Raw genomic sequence first — 18,911 nt, 5'->3', positions numbered from 1 at the left:
AACTGATCGCGCAGCGAGCCGCAAGGCGAGCCGGAGCGATGCTAGCGATCGCAGCGTTCTCGCGGTCGGAGGGCCCCCGGGCCCTCCGACCGCGAGGACGCAAAGCAAGCACTCAGGTGGTCGTCGACTAGGCCGCAGGCCTGCATGAGGGCGTAGGCGGTGGTGGGGCCGACGAAGCGGAAGCCGTGCTTCTTCAGCTCCTTGGCGAGGGCCTTCGAGGCGTCGGTGTAGGCGGGGACATCCGCCATGTCGGCATAGGACGGGGAGTCGGGGTCGGCGTAGCGCCAGGCGGTCGCGGCGAGGCCGCCCGGCAGGTCGAGCGCCGCGCGGGCGTTGCCGATCGCGGCGTCGATCTTGGCGCGGTTGCGGACGATGGCGGCGTCGGCCATCAGCCGCTCGACGTCGTCCGGGCCGAACGCGGCGACCTTCTCCATGTCGAAGCCGCAGAACGCGGCGCGGAAGCCCTCACGCTTGCGCAGGATCGTCAGCCACGACAGGCCGGACTGGAACGCCTCCAGGCACAGCCGCTCGTAGAGCCCCTGGTCGTCGCGGACCGGACGGCCCCATTCGTCGTCGTGGTAGGCGACGTAGTCGGGCGCCGACAGCGCCCACGGGCAGCGCGCCAGCCCGTCCTCGCCAAGAATCGCGGTGCTCACGCGCCCCGTTCTACCTCATGCCTGCGACAGCGCGGCGAGGCGGCGCAGCCCGAGGGTCATGAACGCGCGCACGACCGGCCCGGCGACCAGCCAGCCGGCGCGGCCGAGGGGGCCGAGCGGCAGGTCGACGCGCTCCGCCCAGACGACGCGGCTGCCGGAGCCCTCCGGGAGGACCTTGAAGTACGCCTCGCCGCGCACCACGCGGCCGGTGTGCCGGACGGCGACGCGGCGACCCGCCCGCCAGTCGGTGATCACCATGGTGTCGAGGAAGCCGACCGGGCCGACGCCCGTCCAGGCCCGCAGCTCGTCGCCGACCTTGTCGCCGCCCTCGGCGCGGGTGAACGGCATCCACTCGGCGTGCCGCGGCCAGTCGGTGAGGACCTCGAAGACCCGGTCCGGCGGGGCCGCCGAGACCGCCTCCGCGTGGACGGCGACCGCGCTCACGAGTGCTCCTCCTCCTTCGGGGCGCCGTCCGGCTCGACGGGCTCCTTGCGCAGCGGCACCCGGGCGCCGGGCTCGTCGATCCCGTGCAGGGCGCCGACCGGGCGGGACGGTTCCGCGTCGCCGAGGCGCTTGCGGAGGTCGCGGAGCTGCCGCTCCAGGTCGGCCACGCGGGCGTCGCGCTCGTGCAGGGCCTCGGAAAGGCGGTGGACAGCGTCGTCCGTCACGTGCGTCTGGTACCCCCAGATGGTCCTGGGGAACCGGACGTGGGAGACGTCCCATCCGATGACGGGGCGCCCCTCGGCGTCCACGCTGACCGGCGGATAGTCGGGATGGGCCTCGGCCAGCTCGCCGCCCCGGCCCATGGCGAGGACGACGACGGCGCCCAGCACGGCCACGCCGGCCAGGACGAGAACCACGACCACGATCACGCTCCGATCTGACGGCACCCCATCTGGAGGACGACTCCCCGTCCCCGATCGTGCCACGCTTGGCGGCATGGGGTTGCAAGAGCGCAAGGTCCTTCCACCGGACGCGCCGGTTCCGGGCGGTGTCGTGGACGCGGGCACGGCGCCCCCGGCGAGCCGCGTGGAGCGGCTCGTCGCGTCCGGGGACGCCGTGCTGGTCACGCTGGAGACGGACGCCCGCGAGCCCGACGCGGGCCTGCTGGCCGCGGCGTCGGTCTACGCGTGGCTGGGCGCGACCTGGTTCCGCGTGCCGGAGTCCCAGGCGGACGGGACGCGCCAGGTGCTCGACATGGTGGCCTCCATCCGGGGCACCCGCCCCCCGTCCGTCGCCCGCCGCGGCCTCGCTTGATCGGCGGGGCAGGGTCCGCCGGGTCCGGCGTCAGCCGCGCAGGCGGTGCCAGGGCCCGGTGATCGCGAACGTCGCGCCCGGTCCGGACTGGCGGTTGGCGAACAGGATCCGCCCGTCCGGGGAGAACGTGACGCCGGTGAGCTCGCTGTCGTTGAGGGCGTTGCGGGCCATCGCGAACGGCTCGTTCCGGCGGGTGGTCCCGATGAGGTACTGCTCGCCGTCGCCGTCCTCGGCCAGGATCACGCCGCCGCCGTAGGGGGAGACGGTGATGTTGTCGGGGCCGTCGAAGCGCCCGCCCGGCTTGAAGACGAGCTGGAGCTCGACCTCGCCGCGGTGCGGGTCGTAGGTCCAGACCTGCCCGGCGTGGTCGGCGGCGCCGCCGTCGGCCTTCCGGGAGAAGCTGCACACGAAGTACGCCTTGCCGTGGCCCCACCAGGCGCCTTCGATCTTCTGGCTCCGCGTGATCGTGTCGAACTGCTTGCGGATCGAGGTCTGCTTCGCCGACGGGTCCGGGACCTCCAGCCATTCGGCCCGGAACCGCGACCCGGGCTCCTGGACGGCCGACAGGTCCGGGACGCCGGGGACGTTCAGCGCCTCCAGCTTCCCGCCCGCCATGTAGGCGTGGTAGCCGCCGCGGTGGGCGCGGGGCCTGAACCGGTAGAAGAGCCCGAACGGCTTGGACGCGTCTTCGGTCAGGTACGCGGTGAGCGTGTGCGGGTCGACGGCGACGGCCTCGTGGGCGAACCGGCCGAGCCCGGTGAGCGGGACGGGCTCGGTCCTGCGGCCGGTCGGGTCGACCTCGAACACCCAGCCGTGGGTCTTGGTCTGGCCCGTGAACCCTTCGGTCTCCTCGCAGGTCAGCCACGTCCCCCAGGGGGTCCGCCCGCCCGCGCAGTTGGTGGCGGTCCCGGCGAGGCTGACGTACTGCGACAGCAGGTCGCCCTTGCTGTCGACCTCCAGCGTGGTGGTGCCGCCGTTGGCCGCGGGGTCGTAGGTCCACTCGGGGCGTCCCACGGCGCGGGTGCCGTTGTTGCTCTGCTCGTGGTTGCGCAGCAGGCGGGTGCGGCCGTGGCGGCCGCCGGGGAAGGTGGCCATCCCGTCGTGGTGGCCGGGGACGACGACGCCCTCGGAGATGGGTTCGCCTTCGACCGAGAACGTCTTGTAGGAGAAGCCCTTGGGCAGGTCCAGGACGCCCTTGGGGTCGGGGACCAGCGGGCCGTAGCCGTAGGCCTCTCCCGTTTCGGCTCCCGCGGAGGTCTGGAAGATTCCGTCCAGGCTTCCGGCGAGGGCGATGGACAGCGCGCCGGCCGCGCCGCCCTTGACGACTCCGCGACGGGTCACGGACATGGGCACTCCTTTGTGAGAGGGGATCACGCGGGAGCCTGGTCGCCGCCCCTGAACCGGCAGTGAACGATCACCGGCCGGGAGGGAAAACCCCAGGCCAACGTTGGTCCGATCTCATCGGGAGTGCCGGAACGCGCGCGGTGCGTGGTCTCAGAGGAGTTCCACTGCGGCGTCCACGGCCGCGGCGACGTCGCCGTCCGGCGGATACAGCAGGGACCGGCCGACCACCAGGCCCCGGACCGTGGGAAGCCGCAGCGCACGCCGCCACCCCTCCCGCGCCGCGACGGGATCGGCGGCCACCTCCCCGCCCAGCAGCAGCGCAGGAAGCGTCGACGCCGCCATCACCCGCTCCATGTCCGCCACCACCGGCACCTTCAGCCACGTGTACGCCGAGGTCGTGCCCAGCCCCGACGCGATCGCGACCGCACGCGTCATCGCCTCCGGCGACAGGTCGTTGCGGACCCGGCCGTCCACCCGACGCGAGATGAACGGCTCCACCATCGCCATCAACCCGCGCCCGGCAAGCTCCGACACCGCCCGAGCACACGCCTCCAACGTGCGAACGGTCGCCGGGTCCTCATCGTCCACCCGCAGCAGCATCTTCCCGCCGTCCAACCCCGACGCCGCGATCGCAGCCGCACTGTAGGCCGTGAAACGGTCGTCGATCTCAAACGACGACCCCGCCAGCCCGCCCCGGTTCATCGAACCGACCACGACCTTGCCCTCCAGCACGCCCAGCAGCAGCAGATCCTCGATCACATCCGCCGTGCCCAGCACACCGTCCACACCCGGCCGCTCCAACGCCGTGCACAACCGATCCAGCAACTCACCCCGATCGGCCATCGCCAGCGGGTCACCACCCGCCGCCAGGGCGCCCCGCGCCGGATGATCAGCCGCCAGCAGCATCAACCGCCCCGACTCCCCCAGCAGCGACCCCCGCCTCACCCGCCGCCCCGCCGCCTCGGCGACCGACTCCGGACGCACCGCCCGCACCTCGGCCAGCCCCGCGATCCGCGCGGCGCGTTCTCCCGGCGCGGAGCCCGTGCCGGGCGTCATGCCGCCACCCGCCGCACCAGCGCATCGATCATGGTTCACCGTCCCTGTCCGCGAAACGCGCGGCGCCGGGTTCGCGCCACCGGCCAGGCCGAGTCTGCTCAAGATCACGAACGGCTGTCAACGCGGCGCGGGGCGGCCCGCAGGCGCGCCCCGCGGCCACTGCTCAGGACCCGGCGGGCTTGTAGTCCGCGACCTCGGCGATGACGGAGCCGGCCAGGTCGAAGCCGCCCACGCACGCCAGGTACCCGGGGGCCTCCCAGTCGTGCCCGCCGGGCTCGCCGCGGAGCGGCACGTACGTCCCGCCCGCCTGCCTGACCAGCAGCAGCCCGGCGGCGATGTCCCAGGCGTTGATGGACGAGTCGTAGGCCGCGTCGACCCATCCGGCGGCGACGTGCGCGAGGGTGAGGGCGGCGCTGCCCGGGCGGCGGACGGTGGCGAACGCGTCCACCATCCGGCCGTAGCGACGCAGCGCCTCCTCGCGCCCGAGGCTCAGGTCGTAGGCGCTCGGGTAGGACGTGGCGACGACGGCGGTCTCGTCACGGGTCGCGCCGCGGCTGCGGATCGGCTCGCCGTTGCAGGTGGCGCCGTCGAGCGAGGCGGTGAACATGTCCTCGCGGACCGGGTCGTACACCACGCCCGCCACCAGCTCGTCGCCGATGGCGGCGCCGATGGACACGCAGAAGAACGGCAGGCCGACGGCGAAGTTGGCCGTCCCGTCGATCGGGTCGACGAACCAGCGCAGGTCGCCGTCCCCGCCGCCCACGCCGCCCTCCTCGCCGACGACGACGCTGCCGGGGGTGTGCTCGGCCAGCACCTCGCGGATCGTCTCCTCCGCCGCCCGGTCGTGGACGGTGACCGGGTCGTGGATGTCGCGCTTGAGGTCGACCTCGGGGCGCGAGCGGAACGCCGTCCGCAGGCGGTCCCCGGTGGCGCGGGCGGCGAGTTCGGCGATCCCGGCGAGCTCCCGCGAGGCGGGGACATCGGCGCTCATTCTTCTCCTTCGGCGACGGCGGGGGCGCAAGTGCGCACCTCATCACGACCGTATCCGAGGGCCGGCGAGCCCCGGCGGGGCCGTTGTTACAGAGCCCTCGGCTCGGGCAGTGGGTCACTGTGCCGGATCCAGCGCCGCCCTCATGGGGATGAAACATGAAGCACAAGATCGATAAGGGAACGGTCGTAGTGGTTACGGGAGCCTCCGGCGGCATCGGACGCGCCACCGCGGTGGCGTTCGCGCGCCGCGGGGCGCGGGTGGCCCTCCTGGCCCGCGGGGAGGAGGGGCTGCGCGGGGCCGCGGCGGACGTCGAGTCCGCCGGCGGGCGCGCGATGCCGATCAGCGTGGACGTGGCCGACGCCGGCGCGGTGGACGCGGCGGCGGAGGCGGCCGAGAGGGAGCTCGGGCCGATCGACGTGTGGGTCAACGTGGCGTTCTCCTCGGTGTTCGCGCCGTTCTGGGAGATCGAGCCCGAGGAGTTCAAGCGCACCACCGAGGTCACCTACCTCGGCTACGTCAACGGCACGAGGGCCGCGCTCAGGCGGATGATGCCGCGCGACCGCGGCGTGATCGTCCAGTGCGGGTCGGCGCTGGCCTACCGCGGCATCCCCCTGCAGAGCGCGTACTGCGGCTCCAAGCACGCCGTGCAGGGGCTGCACGACTCGCTGCGGGCGGAGCTGATGCACGAGCGCAGCGGCGTGAAGGTGACGATGGTGCAGATGCCGGCGGTCAACACCCCGCAGTTCGACTGGGTGCTGAACCGGCTGCCGCGCCGCCCGCAGCCCGTCCCGCCCATCTACCAGCCGGAGATCGCGGCGGACGCGCTCGTCCACGCCGCCGAGCACCCGCGCCGCCGGGAGTACTGGGTCGGGGGCAGCACGGTCGGCACGATCCTGGCCGACAAGTTCGCGACGGGGCTGCTGGACCGCTACCTGGCCCGGACGGGCTTCAAGTCCCAGCAGACCGATAAGCGGACGAGGCCGGACCAGCCGGCGAACCTGTGGGAGCCCGCGGACGCGGCGGGCGACCACGACCACGGCAGCCACGGGCGGTTCGACGAGCAGGCGCACGCCAGGAGCCCGCAGGTGTGGGCGGGGCGGCACAAGTACCTGGTCGGGGCCGCGACGGCCGGGGCCGCGGCGGGGGCCGCCGCGGGCGCGGCCAGGCTGCTGCGGCGATGACGGACCAGTGACGACGAAGGAGACAGCGATGGCTCAGCAAGTGGCCGACTACGTGCTCCAGCGGCTGACCGAGTGGGGCGTGGAGCGCGTCTACGGATACCCGGGCGACGGGATCAACGGGATGCTCGGCGCGTTCGACCGCGCGGAGGGCAAGCCGGAGTTCATCCAGACGCGGCACGAGGAGATGGCCGCTTTCATGGCCTGCGGCCACGCGAAGTTCACCGGCGAGGTCGGCGTGTGCGCGGCGACGTCCGGGCCGGGCGCCATCCACCTGCTGAACGGCCTGTACGACGCGAAGCTGGACCACCAGCCGGTCGTCGCGATCGTCGGGCAGCAGAAGCGCCTGGCGCAGGGCACGCACTACCAGCAGGAGGTCAACCTCGAGAACCTGTTCTCCGACGTCTCGGAGTACTGCCAGATCGTCATGCACCCCGGCCAGATGCGGCACGTCATCGACCGGGCGTTCAAGACGGCCCTGACCACCCGCGGCGTCGCGACGATCATCATTCCCGAGGACGTCCAGGAGTCCGACGCGGTGCCCTCGCCTCCCAAGGAGCACGGCTCGGTCTACTCCAGCGTGGGGTGGAGCCGGCCGCGGGTGCTGCCGGACCCGGAGGAGCTGCGCAAGGCGGCCGACATCCTCAACGAGGGGACCAAGGTCGCGATGCTCATCGGCCAGGGCGCCGCGAACGCCGAGGCCGAGGTGATCGAGACGGCCGAGCTGCTCGGCGCCGGCATCGCCAAGGCGCTGCTCGGCCGCGAGGTCGTCCCGGACGACCTGCCGTTCGTCACCGGCCCGATCGGCCTGCTCGGCTCCAAGGCCAGCGACGAGATGATGATGAACTGCGACACGCTGTTCATGATCGGCACGAGCTTCCCGTACGCCGAGTGGCTGCCGGACGAGGGCAGCTGCAAGGGCGTGGAGATCGACATCGACGGCCGCATGATCGGCATCCGCTACCCGATGGACGCGCACGTCGTCGGGGACGCCAAGGAGACGCTCCGGGAGCTGATCCCGCTGCTGCGGCGCAAGGAGGACCGCTCCTGGCGGGAGGAGATCGAGGAGAACGTCCGCGCCTGGAACACGGTCATGGAGAAGCGGGCGGGCCAGAGCTTCGACGGCAAGATCAACCCGCAGGCCGTCGCGCACGAGCTGTCCCCGCTCCTGCCCGACGACGTCATCCTCACCGCCGACTCCGGCTCGGGCACCAACTGGTGGGCCCGGCACATCAAGCTCCGGGACGGCATGAAGGCCTCCCTGTCGGGGACCCTGGCCACGATGGGGCCCGGCGTCCCGTACGCGATCGCGGCGCGGTTCGCCTACCCCGACCGCCCGGTGATCGCGTTCGTCGGGGACGGGGCGTTCCAGATGAACGGCATGAACGAGATGATCACCGTGAAGCGGTACGCCGACCGGATGGCCGGCGCGGCGCCGCTGATCTTCGCGATCTTCAACAACCAGGACCTCAACCAGGTGACCTGGGAGCAGCGCGCGATGGGCGGCGACCCGAAGTACGAGGGCTCGCAGAGCATCCCCGACTTCCCCTACGCCAAGTTCGCCGAGCTGGCGGGGCTCAAGGGCATCTACTGCGACGATCCGAAGAAGGTCACCGAGGCCTGGCAGGAGGCTCTCGCGAGCGACGGCCCGGTGGTCCTGGAGTTCGTGGTGGACAACGAGATCGCCCCGATCCCGCCGCACATCATGAAGGACCAGGCGAAGAAGGCCGTCAAGGCCGGCATCAAGGACCCGCAGAAGGTCGGCATCGCGGCCCGCGGATTCCGCCAGAAGCTCACCGAGATGTACGAGAACATGCCGGGCCGCAAGCACGACTGACGGTGCCGCGAGCCGCCGAGGCCGGCCGGCCGCGGGTCAGAGTTCGGCCTCCGCGTAGTCCTCGGGGGAGAACTCGATGCGGGGCTGCGCCCGCTCCAGGAGGTCGAACGCCTCGGGGACGGTGCTCGTCCAGCCGATGGCGTCCCAGATCTTGGGGCGGGCGAAGCCCTGGTCGGTGAGGCCCACCATGAGCTCGCGCAGCGGCTCGTACACGCCGGTCGGGTCGAGGATGACCACGGGCTTGTCGTGCATGGCGAGGACGCGGGCCGTCCACACCTCGAACAGCTCCTCCAGCGTGCCGATGCCGCCGGGCAGGATGAGGAACGCGTCGCTGCGCCTGTCCATCTCGCCCTTGCGGGTCCGCATGTCGGCGGTGACGACCAGCTCGTCGTTGTCCTCGTCGGAGATCTCGACGCTGACCAGCCCCTCGGGGATCACGCCGACCGTGCGGGCGCCGCCGGCCCGCGCGGCGCGGGCGACGGCGCCCATGCACGACACCTGGGCGCCGCCGCTGACGAGGCTGTGGCCGCGCCGGGCCAGTTCTGCGCCGACCTCGGCGGCGAGGTCGACGTAACGGCGGTCGATCTTGCCGCTGGACGAGCAGAACACGCAGACGGCGAGGGGCTTTCGGGAGTTCACCGGGCCAATCTAACGGCTGGCTCCGGAAGAGGCCCGTGGATTTTCCGCCGCAGGTGGCCTCTCCCCCGGTGACAGGGGTCTCACCCGCGGGGTCACCCGGTGGAGAGGTCCCTGCGCCGGAATCCGACCAGGCCGAGCGCGGACAGCACGGCCGCGACCGCGAGGAGCCAGACCAGCGGCGCGGGCGTGAACTCGTGCCCCGGCAGCTTCGGGACGTGGCTGAACGGCGAGACGTCCAGGGCCCACTGGTCGAGGCCGAGCCCGGCTCCGAAGAGCGTCACGACCGCGAAGACCCCGACCGCGGCCCAGGAGGCGCCGGCGGTGATCCTCGGGGCGAGGCCGAAGAGCGCGAGCGCGATCGCCGCGACCAGCCAGACGGCGGGCAACTGCGCGAGCGCGGCGCCGAGGACGCGCGGCACCACGCGGCCGGGGTCGCCGGTGTCGAGGCCGTGCGCCAGCCCGGCTGCCAGGCCCGCGACGGCGAGCAGCGCGACCGGGCCGAGCAGCGCGAAGACCAGGTGGCCGGCCGCCCACCGCAGCCGCCCGACGGGGGTGGCGAGCAGCGGCTCGGCGCGCTGCCCGGTCTCCTCGGTGCGCAGCCGCAGCGTGGCCGAGACGGCGTAGGCGGAGGCGATCAGGCCGAGCATGCCCACGATCGAGGCGAAGTAGGCGTCGGTGATCCCGCCCTGCCCGCCGAGCCGGGTGAAGATCTTCTCCAGGTCGGGGTTGTCCTTCACCATGTCGCCGACGCCGCCCGCGACCGCGCCGTACACGACGCCGAGCGCGGCGAACCCGGCGAGCCACCCGTACAGGGCGCGGCTCTGCAGCCGCCAGCCGAGCCCGAGCGGCCCGGACAGCAGGCGCGGCGCGTCGGCGGGGCCGAGCTTCGGCGGCAGCACTCCCGCGCCCACGTCCCGGCGGGCCGACAGCACGCCCGCGGCGGCGACGAGGGCGGCGGTGAGCGCGGCGACGAGCGCGAGCGTCCACCAGCGCTCCCCGCCGTAGGCGCGCAGGCGGTTCTCCCAGCCGAGCGGGGACAGCCAGCCCAGCCACGACAGCCCGTTGCCCGCGCCGCCGACGTCGGCGGCCATCCGGACCACGAACGCGGCGCCGAGCGCGGCGATCGCCGTTCCCCTGGCGGCGCCGGCGCCCTCGCTGAGCTGGGCGGTGACGCCCGCGACGGCGGCGAAGACGCATCCGGCGGCGGCCAGTTGCAGGCCGAACGCCAGCGAGCCCGCGAACGGCAGGCCCTGCGCCACGAGGCCCGCGGTGAGCAGGGCGCCGAGCGCGAGGTCGGCCGCCATGGTCACGATGAGCGCGGCGGCCAGGCCGGCGCCTCGCCCGGTGACGGTGGCGCCGAGCAGCTCGCGGCGGCCCGCCTCCTCCTCGGTCCGGGTGTGCCGGACGACGGTCAGCGCGCTGATCAGCGCGACGACCACCGGGAGGAACCCGGAGCGCTGGGCGATGATGCCGCCCAGGCCGGAGTCGTACAGCGGCCCGTACAGGGCGAGGAACGTCGGGTTCGTCCCCGTGGTCTGCGCGTACTTGAGGCGCTCGGCGGCCGTCGGGTAGAGGCTCTCGGTGGCCGCCACGAAGTTGATCGGGATCAGCGCGAGCACGATCACCCAGGACGGCAGCAGGAACCGGTCGCGCCGCAGGATCAGCCGGACCAGCCCGCCGGTCCCGGTGAGCCCGCGCATCGGGGTCGCGCGGGAGGGCGCGGCCGGCCGCGCCTCCTGGACCGTGGCGCTCATCGCGTCGCCTCCGGGGCGAGTTCGTCCTTGTAGTGGCGCAGGAAGAGCTCCTCCAGCGTCGGCGGGCGGCTGCTGAGGCTCCGCACGCCGAGCTCGGTCAGCTGCCGCAGCGCCGAGTCGAGCTCGGCGGTGTCCACCTCGAAGCGGATCTTGTTGCCGTCGACGTGGACGTCGTGGGCGCCGGGCAGCGGCAGCCCGTCCGGCGGCGACGCCAGCTCCGCGTCGATGGACGTGCGGGTCAGGTGCCGCAGCTCGGCCAGCGTCCCGGACTCGACCGCGACGCCCTTGCGGATGATCGTCACCCGGTCGCACAGCGCCTCGACCTCGGAGAGGATGTGGCTGGACAGCAGCACCGTCCGGCCGTCCCGCCGCTCCTCCCTGACGCACTCCTGGAACACCTCCTCCATGAGGGGGTCCAGGCCGGAGGTCGGCTCGTCGAACAGCAGCAGCTCGGCGTCGGACGCCAGCGCGGCGACGAGCCCGACCTTCTGCCGGTTGCCCTTGGAGTAGGCGCGGCCCTTCTTGCGCGGGTCGAGCTCGAAGCGGTCGAGCAGCTCGGCCTTGCGGCGCGCGTTCACGCCGCCGCGCATCCGGCCGAGCAGGTCGATCACCTCGCCGCCGGAGAGGTTCGGCCACAGCGTGACGTCGCCGGGGACGTAGGCGAGCCGGCGGTGCAGCTCGGTCGCGTCCCGCCACGGGTCGCCGCCGAGCAGCCGGGCGGTGCCGCCGTCGGCGCGCAGCAGGCCGAGCAGGACCCGGATGGTGGTCGACTTCCCGGCGCCGTTCGGGCCGAGGAAGCCGTGCACCTCACCAGGGTTGACGGTCAGGTCGAGGCCGTCCAGCGCGCGGGTCCGGCCGAAGGTCTTGACCAGTCCGGAGACGGATATGGGGGGCGTGTTCGGGGTCACCGGTCCTCCTCGTCGAGGGGCCGCCCGCCGGCGGCGGGCAGGTTCTTCAGTGCGGCGCGCGTCTGCGCGACCAGTTCGGGCGACAGGAGCCGGTCGTCGAGGACGTCCAGCATCGCCAGTGCCATCCGGGGGTAGCCGCCGCCCATCAGGACGTCGGCGCCGAGCGACCGGGACATGTGCTCGTGCAGGACGATCAGGCCGAAGCTCATGCCGGTCATGACCGTCGCGTAGCCGTGCAGGTCGTCGGTGGTCGGCTTGGCCATGCCGGGCGCGCCGCGCGCGAGCATCTCCTCGCTGAACGCGACGGCCTCGTCGAAGAGCGCCGCCGCGGCCGCCGAGCCGTCGGCCAGGGCGCGGGCCATGTAGCGCTGGATCGGCAGGGCCGTCCGCAGGGCGATCGAGAGGAAGCTCGGGTTGGCCATCCCGCCCTGCAGCGCCTCCTGCTTGGTCTCGCGGATGACCTCGATCACCTGCTCGTCGCAGGCCGCGCGCAGCGCCTCCTTCGTCCCGTAGTGGTGCTGGACGAGGGCGGGCGACACCCCGGCGGCCTTCGCGATGCCCCGGATCGTCGCGCCCTTCACCCCGTGCTCGGCGAACTCCAGCAGGGCCGCGTCCCTGATCCGGGCGCGCCCGGTCAGGTCCTCGGCCCGCTCGTGCACTGCCATTCCCACTCCTGTACCGATGTTCAGCAACCTGTACGTTTGTACACTGTACTCGCGTACAGGCCCCCGTCAACCCGGTACGGGAACCCGCGGCCCGAAAGGTCAGCCGCCCCCGGGCAGCTGGCCGAGCGTCACCTGGACCTGCCGCTTCGAGCCGTCCGACTTCTGGATCTCGACCTTCACCTTGTCGCCGGGCTTGAGGTTCGCCAGGACGGTGGTCAGCGCGCTCTGGTCGGGCGTCGCGGTGCCGTTCACCGAGAGGATCAGGTCGCCCGGCCGGATCCCCGCCGCGGCCGCCCCGCCGCCCTTCTGCACCTCCACGACGGCGACCGACCGGCGGCCGGTCTGCGGGTCGACGATCGTGCGCACCACGACGCCGAGCGCGGCGCGGCCGGAGTTCGACACCTTCCCCGACTCGATGAGCTGCGGGACGATCCGCTTGACGGTGTCGCTCGGCGTCGCGAACCCGATGCCGGGCGCCGCGGCGCCGATCTGCGGGTCGGACGCCGCCGCGGTGGGGATGCCGATCACCTGGCCGTCGAGGGTGACCAGGGCGCCGCCGCTGTTGCCCGGGTTGATGTCCGCGCTCGTCTGGATGGCGTCGGCGATCGTGGACCCCTGGAAGGAGCCCTGCCCCTTGGTCGACACCGTGCGGTGCAGCGCGGAGACGATCCCGTTCGTCACGCTTCCGGAGAGGCCGAGCGGGTTGCCCATCGCGAGGACGATCTGCCCGACCCGCGCCTTGCCCGACTCGCCCCACGAGGCCGGTTTCAGCGACCCGCCCTTCACCCGGACGACGGCCAGGTCGTCGGCGGCGAACGCGCCGACCAGGGAGGCGTTCGCCGGGGACCCGCCGCCGGAGGAGGTGACCTCGATCTTCCTCGCCCCGGCGACCACGTGGGCGTTGGTGACGATGTCCCCCTGGGCGTCGAAGACGACCCCCGACCCCTCCCCCTGATCGGTCTGGATCTTCACGACCGACGGCAGGACGGCGTCCACGACCCTCTCGTACTGCCGCTCCAGGTCCGATCCCGCCCCCGAGACCGGCGGCGACGTCTGGCCCGACGCGGTGTTCCCGGCGTTCTCGGCGTTCTTGGTGCCGCCGCTGCATCCGGCGAGCACCAGGGCCCCCGCCGCGGCCGCCGCGCACGCCTTCGTCCTCGCGTTCCTGTCCACAGTCCACCTCCAGAGGGGACACTTCCCGCCCGCGGAGGAACAGGCGCCGCACGGGTCATGATTTTGCGTCACCATGCCGCTCGCCCGAGGCCCAGATGATCTCCGAGCGGGAACGGGGCGCCCGGCGCCGGCCCGCCCGACACCGTTTCGCCTGGCCGGGGCCGGGTAGCCGTCCGGTCATGTCGCATCCCGGGAGCGGGCATCGCGGCGTCCCGCACACCGCGGACCTGCGGATCGAGGCGTGGGGGCCGACGCGGGAGCGCTGCGTCGCCGAGGCGGTGGCCGGGCTCGTGGAGTCGTTCGCCGACGTCTCAGGCGTCCGCCCGGCGGGCGAGATCCGGATGGACATGCCGCCGGGACCCGACGCGGACCTCCTCGTGGCCGTGCTGGACGAGGTGATCTACCGCCTGGACGTGGACGGCGTCCTCGCCCTGGACGCCGAGATCGCCGAGGCGCCGGACGGCGGGCTCAGCGCCCGGCTGCCCGTCGGCGACGCGGCGGAGGCGGCCGGGACGGGAGCGGTGCCCAAGGCGGTGTCGCTGCACGACCTGCGCTTCGGCCGGGACGCCCGCGGCTGGTCCTGCGCCGTGACCATCGACGTGTGACCGGCGCGGTGTGTGCCTGCGGATCAGCCCTTGACGACGCCCAGCGGGACGAGGCGGGCGACCTTGCGGCAGAGCCCCGCGCCCTCGCCGGCCTCGACCACGGCGGACACGTCCTTGTAGGCGTCCGGCGCCTCCTCGGCCAGGCCGCGCCACGACGACGGCCGCACCGCGATGCCCTGCTCCTCCAGCGTCGACCGCAACTGCTTGCCGCTGACGCCGCGGGCGGCCTGGTGGCGGCTCTCCACGCGTCCGGCGCCGTGGCACGTGGAGGAGAACGCGGGCCCGCCCGGCACGCCCGTCAGGACGTAGGACGAGGTGCCCATCGTCCCCGGGATCAGCACCGGCTGACCGGCTTCGCGCAGGTCAGGCGGCAGATCGTGATGGCCGGGCGGAAGTGCGCGGGTGGCCCCCTTGCGGTGCACGCACAGCCGGCGCCGCCGTCCGTCCACGGTGTGCTCTTCGAGTTTGGCCAGGTTGTGCGAGACGTCGTAGACCAGGTCGAGCCGGGCGCCCGCGACCCGCTGGAACACCCGGCGCGCCGCCTCGGTGAGCAGCTGCCGGTTGGCGCGGCCGTAGTTGGCCGCCGCCGCCATCGCGCCGAGATAGGCGCGGCCCTCGGCGGAGTCGACCGGGGTGCAGGCGAGCTGCCGGTCGGGCACCTCGATGCCGTACCGCGGCATCGCCCGCTCCATCGCCCGGACGTGGTCGGTGCAGATCTGGTGGCCCAGCCCCCGCGAGCCGCAGTGGATCATGACGCAGACCTGCCCGGCCCGCAGCCCGAACACCTCGGCCACGTCCGCGTCGTACACCTCGGCGACCCGCTGCACCTCCAGGAAGTGGTTGCCGGAGCCGAGGCTGCCGACCTGGCGGGCGCCGCGTTCCACGGCCCGCTCGCTCACCGGGCCGGGGTCGGCGTCGGCGACGGCCCCGCCGTCCTCGCACCGGCGCAGGTCGCGCTCGTCCCCGTGGCCCTGCTCGACCGCGTACCGCGACCCGCCGGTGAGGATGCCGGTCAGCTCCCGCCGTCCGGGCAGATGCCAGACCGCGCCCTTGCCCATGCCGCGCGGGATGACGGGGTCGAGGCCGTCCATCAGGTCTTGCAGGACGGGCCCGAGCCCGGCGGCGTCGATGTCCGCCGCGAGCAGCCTTACGCCGCACGAGATGTCGAACCCGACGCCTCCGGGCGAGACCACGCCGCCCTCACGCGGGTCGGTCGCCGCCACGCCGCCGATCGGGAAGCCGTACCCCAGGTGGATGTCGGGCATCGCATAGGACGCCTCCACCACTCCCGGGAGCGTGGCGACGGCGGCGACCTGTCCGACCGCGTTGTCCGCGGGCGCCAGCAGCTCCCGCGACGCGAACACCACGCCGGGCACGCGCATGGCGCCCACCGGCTCGATCCGGAACCGGTACGGGCCGTCCTCGACCAGGTCGACGTCCACAAGGCGGGGCTACCCCCCGCCCCGCCGCTCATGCTCCCGGCGCGGCGGCGGCCGACCGAGGATCTCCAGAGACCGTGCCGGTAGCGTGCGGAACATGCTCGCCGAACCCGCGCCCGCACTGAGCGACCTCGCTCTCGGCCTGGTCGTGGTGGCGCTCGCGGTCCGGCTGGGGCGCGCCCAGGCGGCGCATCCGCACTGGCGCAGGTCCTTCTGGTGGGCCGGGATCGCGGCGCTCGCGGGGTTCGTCCACCACGGAGTGGTCAAGCACTCCGAGCGGTGGTCGGGGCCGAGCTGGGCCCTGATCAGCGCCATGGTCGTCGTCGCGGTGTCCTACCTGCTGGCGGCCACCGTCGCCGAGGTGCTCGGCCCGCGCCACGGCAGGACGTTCTGGCTGCTGCGCTCGGTCGGGATCGGCGCCTACGCCGTCCTCGCGGTCACCGGCCACGCCGGGGTCGGCGCCCTGCTGGCCTGCGAGAGCCTGACGATGGCGTGCATCCTCGCGCTGTGGGGCTGGGCGGCCCTGCACCGCCACCCGATGGCCGGGCCGGTGATCGCCGCGCTCGCGGCCAGCGCCGCGGCGGCCGCGACCAAGGCGATCGACCCGGCCCTCGCCCGCCTCGTCGCCCTGGACCCGACGTCGGTCTACCACCTCGCCCAGATCGTCGGCATGGTCCTGCTCTACCTGGCAGTCAGCAACCCGCACCGCCAGGGCCGCGAGCCGCGCCCCCTGCTCGGATAGCACGCCCCTGACCAGGTAGTACACCCTTTCCGGACGGAACGCGCATCCCGGACGGCACGGGCGGCACGGGAGTGTCCGGGGTGGAACATTCCCCTTACGGGGGTGCCTTCCTTCTGTGCTGAACACCGCCCTTTTGGACACGGACGGTCACCGTTAGCTTTCAACCCGTGATTCGAACCCCCCGACCGCGTGGAGGAAAGCGTTCATGACGGCCATCGCCAGCGTCTACCAGCACGACGTCGCCACCTACTGGAACACCGAGCGCAACCCCGTCAACCTGCGCCTCGGCGACGTGTCCGGGATCTACCACCACCACTACGGGATCGGCGAGGTGGACTGGTCGGTCCTGGAGACCCCGGAGGACGCCCGCGAGCAGGCGATCATCACCGAGCTGCACCGGCTGGAGAACGCCCAGGCCCGGTTCCTGCTCGACCACCTCGGCGACATCCGGCCCGACCACCGGCTGCTGGACGCCGGCTCCGGGCGCGGCGGCTCCAGCATCATGGCCAACGCCGCCTTCGGCTGCCGGGTCGACGGCGTGTCGATCTCCCAGTCCCAGGTCGACTTCGCCAACGAGCAGGCCGTCGAGCGCGGCGTGTCGGACCGGGTCCGGTTCCACTTCAAGAACATGCTCGACACGGGTTTCGAGGCGGGCGCGTTCCAGGCGGTCTGGAACAACGAGTCGACGATGTACACCGTCCTCGACGACCTGTTCGCGGAGCACTCCCGGCTGCTCGCCCGCGGCGGCAGGTACGTCACCATCACCGGCTGCTACAACGACGTGTACGGGCTGCCGTCCAGGGCGGTGTCCACGATCAACGCCCACTACGTGTGCGACATCCACCCGCGCAGCGCCTACTTCCGCGCGATGGCCGCCAACCGGCTCGTGCCCGTCACCGTGGTCGACCTGACCGCCGACACGATCCCGTACTGGGAGCTGCGCGAGAAGTCGCCGGTCGCGACCGGCATCGAGGGCGCCTTCCTGGAGGCCTACCGCGACGGAAGCTTCCAGTACCTGCTCATCGCCGCCGATCGGATCTGACCCCCGTCAACGCCGGACCGGTCGCCTTCGGGCAGAGGTAGGTGAGCACTACATGGAAGCGACGCACCACGGGTGCAGCGGCCGCCACGCGCCGTACGGCTCGTCCGCGGAACCCCGCCCGGCGGGACCGTCCGGCCCCGGGACCGGCGCGGTGTCCCTGCCGTCGCTGATCGCCGCGGCGTGGCCCAGCCGGGAGGTGCCCTACGGCGACCTCCTGGCCGGGACGCACCCGCGTCCGGTCGGCGGCGGCGGGCCCGGCTACGTCGAGCGCGACTGGGGCGACGGGTCGCACTCGCCGCTGTACTGCCCGGTCGTCGAGCGCGTCGACGACGCCCTCGCCGCCGAGGTGGACGCCCGGCTGCTCGCCTGGGCGCGCGACCGCGGGTTCGACGACCACGAGCTCGACGCGCTGGGCAAGGCGGCCTTCGGGCGGCTGGTCACTCTCGCCCACCCCGACACCGACGACCCCGACGCCCTGCTCGTCGCCGCGCAGCTGAACGCGGGCTGGTGGGCGGCCGACGACTACTACGCCGACGACACCGCGCTCGGCGCCGTGCCCGCGCGGCTGCCGCAGCGCCTCACGCTGGTGATGTCGGCCATGGACCCGGTCCCGCCGACGGGCGAGTTCACCCCGCCGCTGCGCGAGGCCCTGCACGACGACCTCGTCCTGCGGATGCTCGGCTCGGCCGTCGGCCACCTGAGGCGCCACGCGTCCCACGCGCAGGTCCAGCGCGTCTGCTACTCGACCTTCGCCATGTTCGTGAGCTGGACCGCCTACGCGGCGTGGCGCGAGACCGGCGAGCACCCGCCCGCCTGGGAGTACCTCGCAGCGCGCCAGCACGACAGCTTCTACACCTCGATGACGCTGATCGACGTCGTCGGCGGCTACGAGGTGCCGGGCCGCCTGTTCTACGATCCGCGCGTCCGCCGGGCCGCCTTCCAGGCCGGGACGGCGAGCGTGATCGTGAACGACCTGCACTCGGTGGCCAAGGACGCCGCCGACGAGAACCCGGTCTGCAACCTGGTCCTTCTGATCGCCGCCGACCGGGGCTGCTCGGTGGAGGAGGCGACCGAGGCCGCCGTGGGCCTCCACAACGACCTCGTCCGCGACTTCGAGGCCGGCCACCGGGACCTGGCGGCCGTCCCCTCCCCCGAGCTCCAGCGGTTCCTGCGCGGCCTGCGCGCCTGGATGGGCGGCGGCTTCGAATGGCACGCGACCAACCCGCGCTACCGCGAACACGCCTGAGGGCCAGCCGGCCGGCCGGGGCAGGTCAGACGACGCACCGTGTCACCAGAGGTGGAAGGCGACGCCGTAGGCCCACACGGTGGTGCCCTGGATGCCCGCCCAAAGGCACGTGAAGAGATAGCCGAGGACCAGGCCCGCGGTCGCCCGGCCCCGGCCACCCTCGCCGGTCCGCCTGATCCGCCTGCGCGCGACGTGCCCCATGACGATCGCCACGACGGCGAACTGCCCGAAAGGAAGGAACCCGAGAACGCCCAGCACCATGCTCGCCGTCGCCAGACGGTACGCCGGGGCATCGCCCGGGTTCGATGCGGTACGCGGTTCCGAGACGACCGGCTCTTCTTCAGGCCCCATGACGGTTCGACGCCCTGGGCCCGCGGAG

General features: G+C 73.3%; 20 protein-coding genes. 7 read left to right on the top strand and 13 right to left on the bottom strand.

The window, feature by feature from the left end:
* Nucleotides 1–41: 41 nt before the first annotated feature.
* Genes ABWI07_RS13065 through ABWI07_RS13055 form a run of 3 tightly spaced genes read right to left on the bottom strand, consistent with a single transcriptional unit; the run spans nt 42 to nt 1,528 of the window.
* Complete coding sequence (locus ABWI07_RS13065; RefSeq protein ID WP_149263425.1) at nt 42–656, bottom strand: DNA-3-methyladenine glycosylase I; 615 nt, start codon at nt 654–656, stop codon at nt 42–44.
* A gap of 15 nt (nt 657–671) precedes the next feature.
* Complete coding sequence (locus ABWI07_RS13060; protein WP_149263557.1) at nt 672–1,100, bottom strand: SRPBCC family protein; 429 nt, start codon at nt 1,098–1,100, stop codon at nt 672–674.
* Nucleotides 1,097–1,528 (bottom strand): SlyX family protein, encoded by a 432-nt coding sequence (locus ABWI07_RS13055; RefSeq protein ID WP_149263424.1) that lies wholly within the window; start codon nt 1,526–1,528, stop codon nt 1,097–1,099. Before ABWI07_RS13055 ends, ABWI07_RS13060 begins: the two co-directional genes overlap by 4 nt.
* A 67-nt stretch (nt 1,529–1,595) precedes the next feature.
* Here ABWI07_RS13055 and ABWI07_RS13050 point away from each other — a divergent pair, with 67 nt between their 5' ends.
* Nucleotides 1,596–1,913, top strand: coding sequence for a hypothetical protein (locus ABWI07_RS13050; RefSeq protein WP_149263423.1), 318 nt, complete (start codon nt 1,596–1,598; stop codon nt 1,911–1,913).
* A gap of 30 nt (nt 1,914–1,943) precedes the next feature.
* Here ABWI07_RS13050 and ABWI07_RS13045 read toward each other — a convergent pair whose 3' ends face one another.
* From ABWI07_RS13045 to ABWI07_RS13035, 3 genes are all read right to left on the bottom strand, one after another.
* Nucleotides 1,944–3,260 carry an alkaline phosphatase PhoX gene (locus ABWI07_RS13045; protein ID WP_149263422.1) on the bottom strand — a complete coding sequence of 439 codons (1,317 nt, stop codon included), beginning with the start codon at nt 3,258–3,260 and terminating at the stop codon, nt 1,944–1,946.
* Nucleotides 3,261–3,407: 147 nt separating this feature from the next.
* Complete coding sequence (locus tag ABWI07_RS13040) at nt 3,408–4,313, bottom strand: Cgl0159 family (beta/alpha)8-fold protein (RefSeq protein ID WP_353818662.1); 906 nt, start codon at nt 4,311–4,313, stop codon at nt 3,408–3,410.
* A gap of 163 nt (nt 4,314–4,476) precedes the next feature.
* Complete coding sequence (locus tag ABWI07_RS13035; protein WP_353818661.1) at nt 4,477–5,304, bottom strand: inositol monophosphatase family protein; 828 nt, start codon at nt 5,302–5,304, stop codon at nt 4,477–4,479.
* A gap of 155 nt (nt 5,305–5,459) precedes the next feature.
* Here ABWI07_RS13035 and ABWI07_RS13030 point away from each other — a divergent pair, with 155 nt between their 5' ends.
* Complete coding sequence (locus ABWI07_RS13030; protein WP_353818660.1) at nt 5,460–6,485, top strand: SDR family oxidoreductase; 1,026 nt, start codon at nt 5,460–5,462, stop codon at nt 6,483–6,485.
* A 28-nt stretch (nt 6,486–6,513) separates the two neighbouring features.
* Nucleotides 6,514–8,319, top strand: coding sequence for a thiamine pyrophosphate-requiring protein (locus ABWI07_RS13025; protein ID WP_353818659.1), 1,806 nt, complete (start codon nt 6,514–6,516; stop codon nt 8,317–8,319).
* 36 nt (nt 8,320–8,355) lie between these two features.
* On the opposite strand, the gene ABWI07_RS13020 is transcribed toward ABWI07_RS13025, so the two are convergent.
* From ABWI07_RS13020 to ABWI07_RS13000, 5 genes are all read right to left on the bottom strand, one after another.
* Complete coding sequence (locus tag ABWI07_RS13020) at nt 8,356–8,958, bottom strand: LOG family protein (protein WP_353818658.1); 603 nt, start codon at nt 8,956–8,958, stop codon at nt 8,356–8,358.
* 92 nt (nt 8,959–9,050) lie between these two features.
* The gene (locus ABWI07_RS13015; RefSeq protein WP_353818657.1) at nt 9,051–10,712 is read right to left on the bottom strand and encodes an ABC transporter permease; all 1,662 of its coding nucleotides are present in this window, start codon (nt 10,710–10,712) and stop codon (nt 9,051–9,053) included.
* On the bottom strand, nt 10,709–11,620 hold the full coding sequence (locus tag ABWI07_RS13010; RefSeq protein WP_149263417.1) for an ABC transporter ATP-binding protein: 912 nt from the start codon (nt 11,618–11,620) through the stop codon (nt 10,709–10,711). The genes ABWI07_RS13015 and ABWI07_RS13010 overlap by 4 nt, the downstream gene beginning before the upstream one ends.
* A complete protein-coding gene (locus ABWI07_RS13005) occupies nt 11,617–12,285 on the bottom strand; it encodes a TetR/AcrR family transcriptional regulator (protein WP_149263416.1) in 669 nt (222 codons plus the stop codon). Before ABWI07_RS13005 ends, ABWI07_RS13010 begins: the two co-directional genes overlap by 4 nt.
* A gap of 99 nt (nt 12,286–12,384) precedes the next feature.
* Complete coding sequence (locus tag ABWI07_RS13000; protein ID WP_353818656.1) at nt 12,385–13,458, bottom strand: S1C family serine protease; 1,074 nt, start codon at nt 13,456–13,458, stop codon at nt 12,385–12,387.
* A gap of 179 nt (nt 13,459–13,637) precedes the next feature.
* Here ABWI07_RS13000 and ABWI07_RS12995 point away from each other — a divergent pair, with 179 nt between their 5' ends.
* On the top strand, nt 13,638–14,063 hold the full coding sequence (locus ABWI07_RS12995; RefSeq protein WP_353818655.1) for an archease: 426 nt from the start codon (nt 13,638–13,640) through the stop codon (nt 14,061–14,063).
* Nucleotides 14,064–14,086: 23 nt separating this feature from the next.
* On the opposite strand, the gene ABWI07_RS12990 is transcribed toward ABWI07_RS12995, so the two are convergent.
* Nucleotides 14,087–15,505, bottom strand: coding sequence for an RtcB family protein (locus tag ABWI07_RS12990; protein ID WP_353818654.1), 1,419 nt, complete (start codon nt 15,503–15,505; stop codon nt 14,087–14,089).
* A gap of 94 nt (nt 15,506–15,599) precedes the next feature.
* Between ABWI07_RS12990 and ABWI07_RS12985 the strand changes: the two genes are divergently transcribed.
* From ABWI07_RS12985 to ABWI07_RS12975, 3 genes are all read left to right on the top strand, one after another.
* On the top strand, nt 15,600–16,244 hold the full coding sequence (locus ABWI07_RS12985) for a DUF6962 family protein (RefSeq protein WP_149263413.1): 645 nt from the start codon (nt 15,600–15,602) through the stop codon (nt 16,242–16,244).
* Nucleotides 16,245–16,449: 205 nt separating this feature from the next.
* Nucleotides 16,450–17,286 carry a geranyl diphosphate 2-C-methyltransferase gene (locus ABWI07_RS12980; protein ID WP_149263412.1) on the top strand — a complete coding sequence of 279 codons (837 nt, stop codon included), beginning with the start codon at nt 16,450–16,452 and terminating at the stop codon, nt 17,284–17,286.
* A gap of 52 nt (nt 17,287–17,338) precedes the next feature.
* Nucleotides 17,339–18,532 (top strand): family 2 encapsulin nanocompartment cargo protein terpene cyclase, encoded by a 1,194-nt coding sequence (locus ABWI07_RS12975; RefSeq protein WP_353818653.1) that lies wholly within the window; start codon nt 17,339–17,341, stop codon nt 18,530–18,532.
* Between the two features lie 42 nt (nt 18,533–18,574).
* On the opposite strand, the gene ABWI07_RS12970 is transcribed toward ABWI07_RS12975, so the two are convergent.
* Nucleotides 18,575–18,883 (bottom strand): DUF4190 domain-containing protein, encoded by a 309-nt coding sequence (locus ABWI07_RS12970; RefSeq protein ID WP_149263411.1) that lies wholly within the window; start codon nt 18,881–18,883, stop codon nt 18,575–18,577.
* Nucleotides 18,884–18,911: the final 28 nt, after the last annotated feature.

Origin of the sequence: Actinomadura sp. NPDC000600 (genome assembly GCF_040492135.1) — a bacterium.
Taxonomy (GTDB): domain Bacteria; phylum Actinomycetota; class Actinomycetes; order Streptosporangiales; family Streptosporangiaceae; genus Spirillospora.
Note: the sequence above shows the minus strand (reverse complement) of the source record. Positions and strands in the feature narration are given on the sequence as shown.

Bases quoted from the DNA above. Each gene is read 5' to 3' on its own strand.
- ABWI07_RS13050 (WP_149263423.1), top strand. From the start codon at position 1,596: ATGGGGTTGCAAGAGCGCAAGGTCCTTCCACCGGACGCGCCGGTTCCG.
- ABWI07_RS13045 (WP_149263422.1), bottom strand. From the start codon at position 3,260: ATGTCCGTGACCCGTCGCGGAGTCGTCAAGGGCGGCGCGGCCGGCGCG.
- ABWI07_RS13040 (WP_353818662.1), bottom strand. From the start codon at position 4,313: ATGACGCCCGGCACGGGCTCCGCGCCGGGAGAACGCGCCGCGCGGATC.
- ABWI07_RS13035 (WP_353818661.1), bottom strand. From the start codon at position 5,304: ATGAGCGCCGATGTCCCCGCCTCGCGGGAGCTCGCCGGGATCGCCGAA.
- ABWI07_RS13030 (WP_353818660.1), top strand. From the start codon at position 5,460: ATGAAGCACAAGATCGATAAGGGAACGGTCGTAGTGGTTACGGGAGCC.
- ABWI07_RS13025 (WP_353818659.1), top strand. From the start codon at position 6,514: ATGGCTCAGCAAGTGGCCGACTACGTGCTCCAGCGGCTGACCGAGTGG.
- ABWI07_RS13015 (WP_353818657.1), bottom strand. From the start codon at position 10,712: ATGAGCGCCACGGTCCAGGAGGCGCGGCCGGCCGCGCCCTCCCGCGCG.
- ABWI07_RS13005 (WP_149263416.1), bottom strand. From the start codon at position 12,285: ATGGCAGTGCACGAGCGGGCCGAGGACCTGACCGGGCGCGCCCGGATC.
- ABWI07_RS12995 (WP_353818655.1), top strand. From the start codon at position 13,638: ATGTCGCATCCCGGGAGCGGGCATCGCGGCGTCCCGCACACCGCGGAC.
- ABWI07_RS12985 (WP_149263413.1), top strand. From the start codon at position 15,600: ATGCTCGCCGAACCCGCGCCCGCACTGAGCGACCTCGCTCTCGGCCTG.
- ABWI07_RS12980 (WP_149263412.1), top strand. From the start codon at position 16,450: ATGACGGCCATCGCCAGCGTCTACCAGCACGACGTCGCCACCTACTGG.
- ABWI07_RS12975 (WP_353818653.1), top strand. From the start codon at position 17,339: ATGGAAGCGACGCACCACGGGTGCAGCGGCCGCCACGCGCCGTACGGC.
- ABWI07_RS12970 (WP_149263411.1), bottom strand. From the start codon at position 18,883: ATGGGGCCTGAAGAAGAGCCGGTCGTCTCGGAACCGCGTACCGCATCG.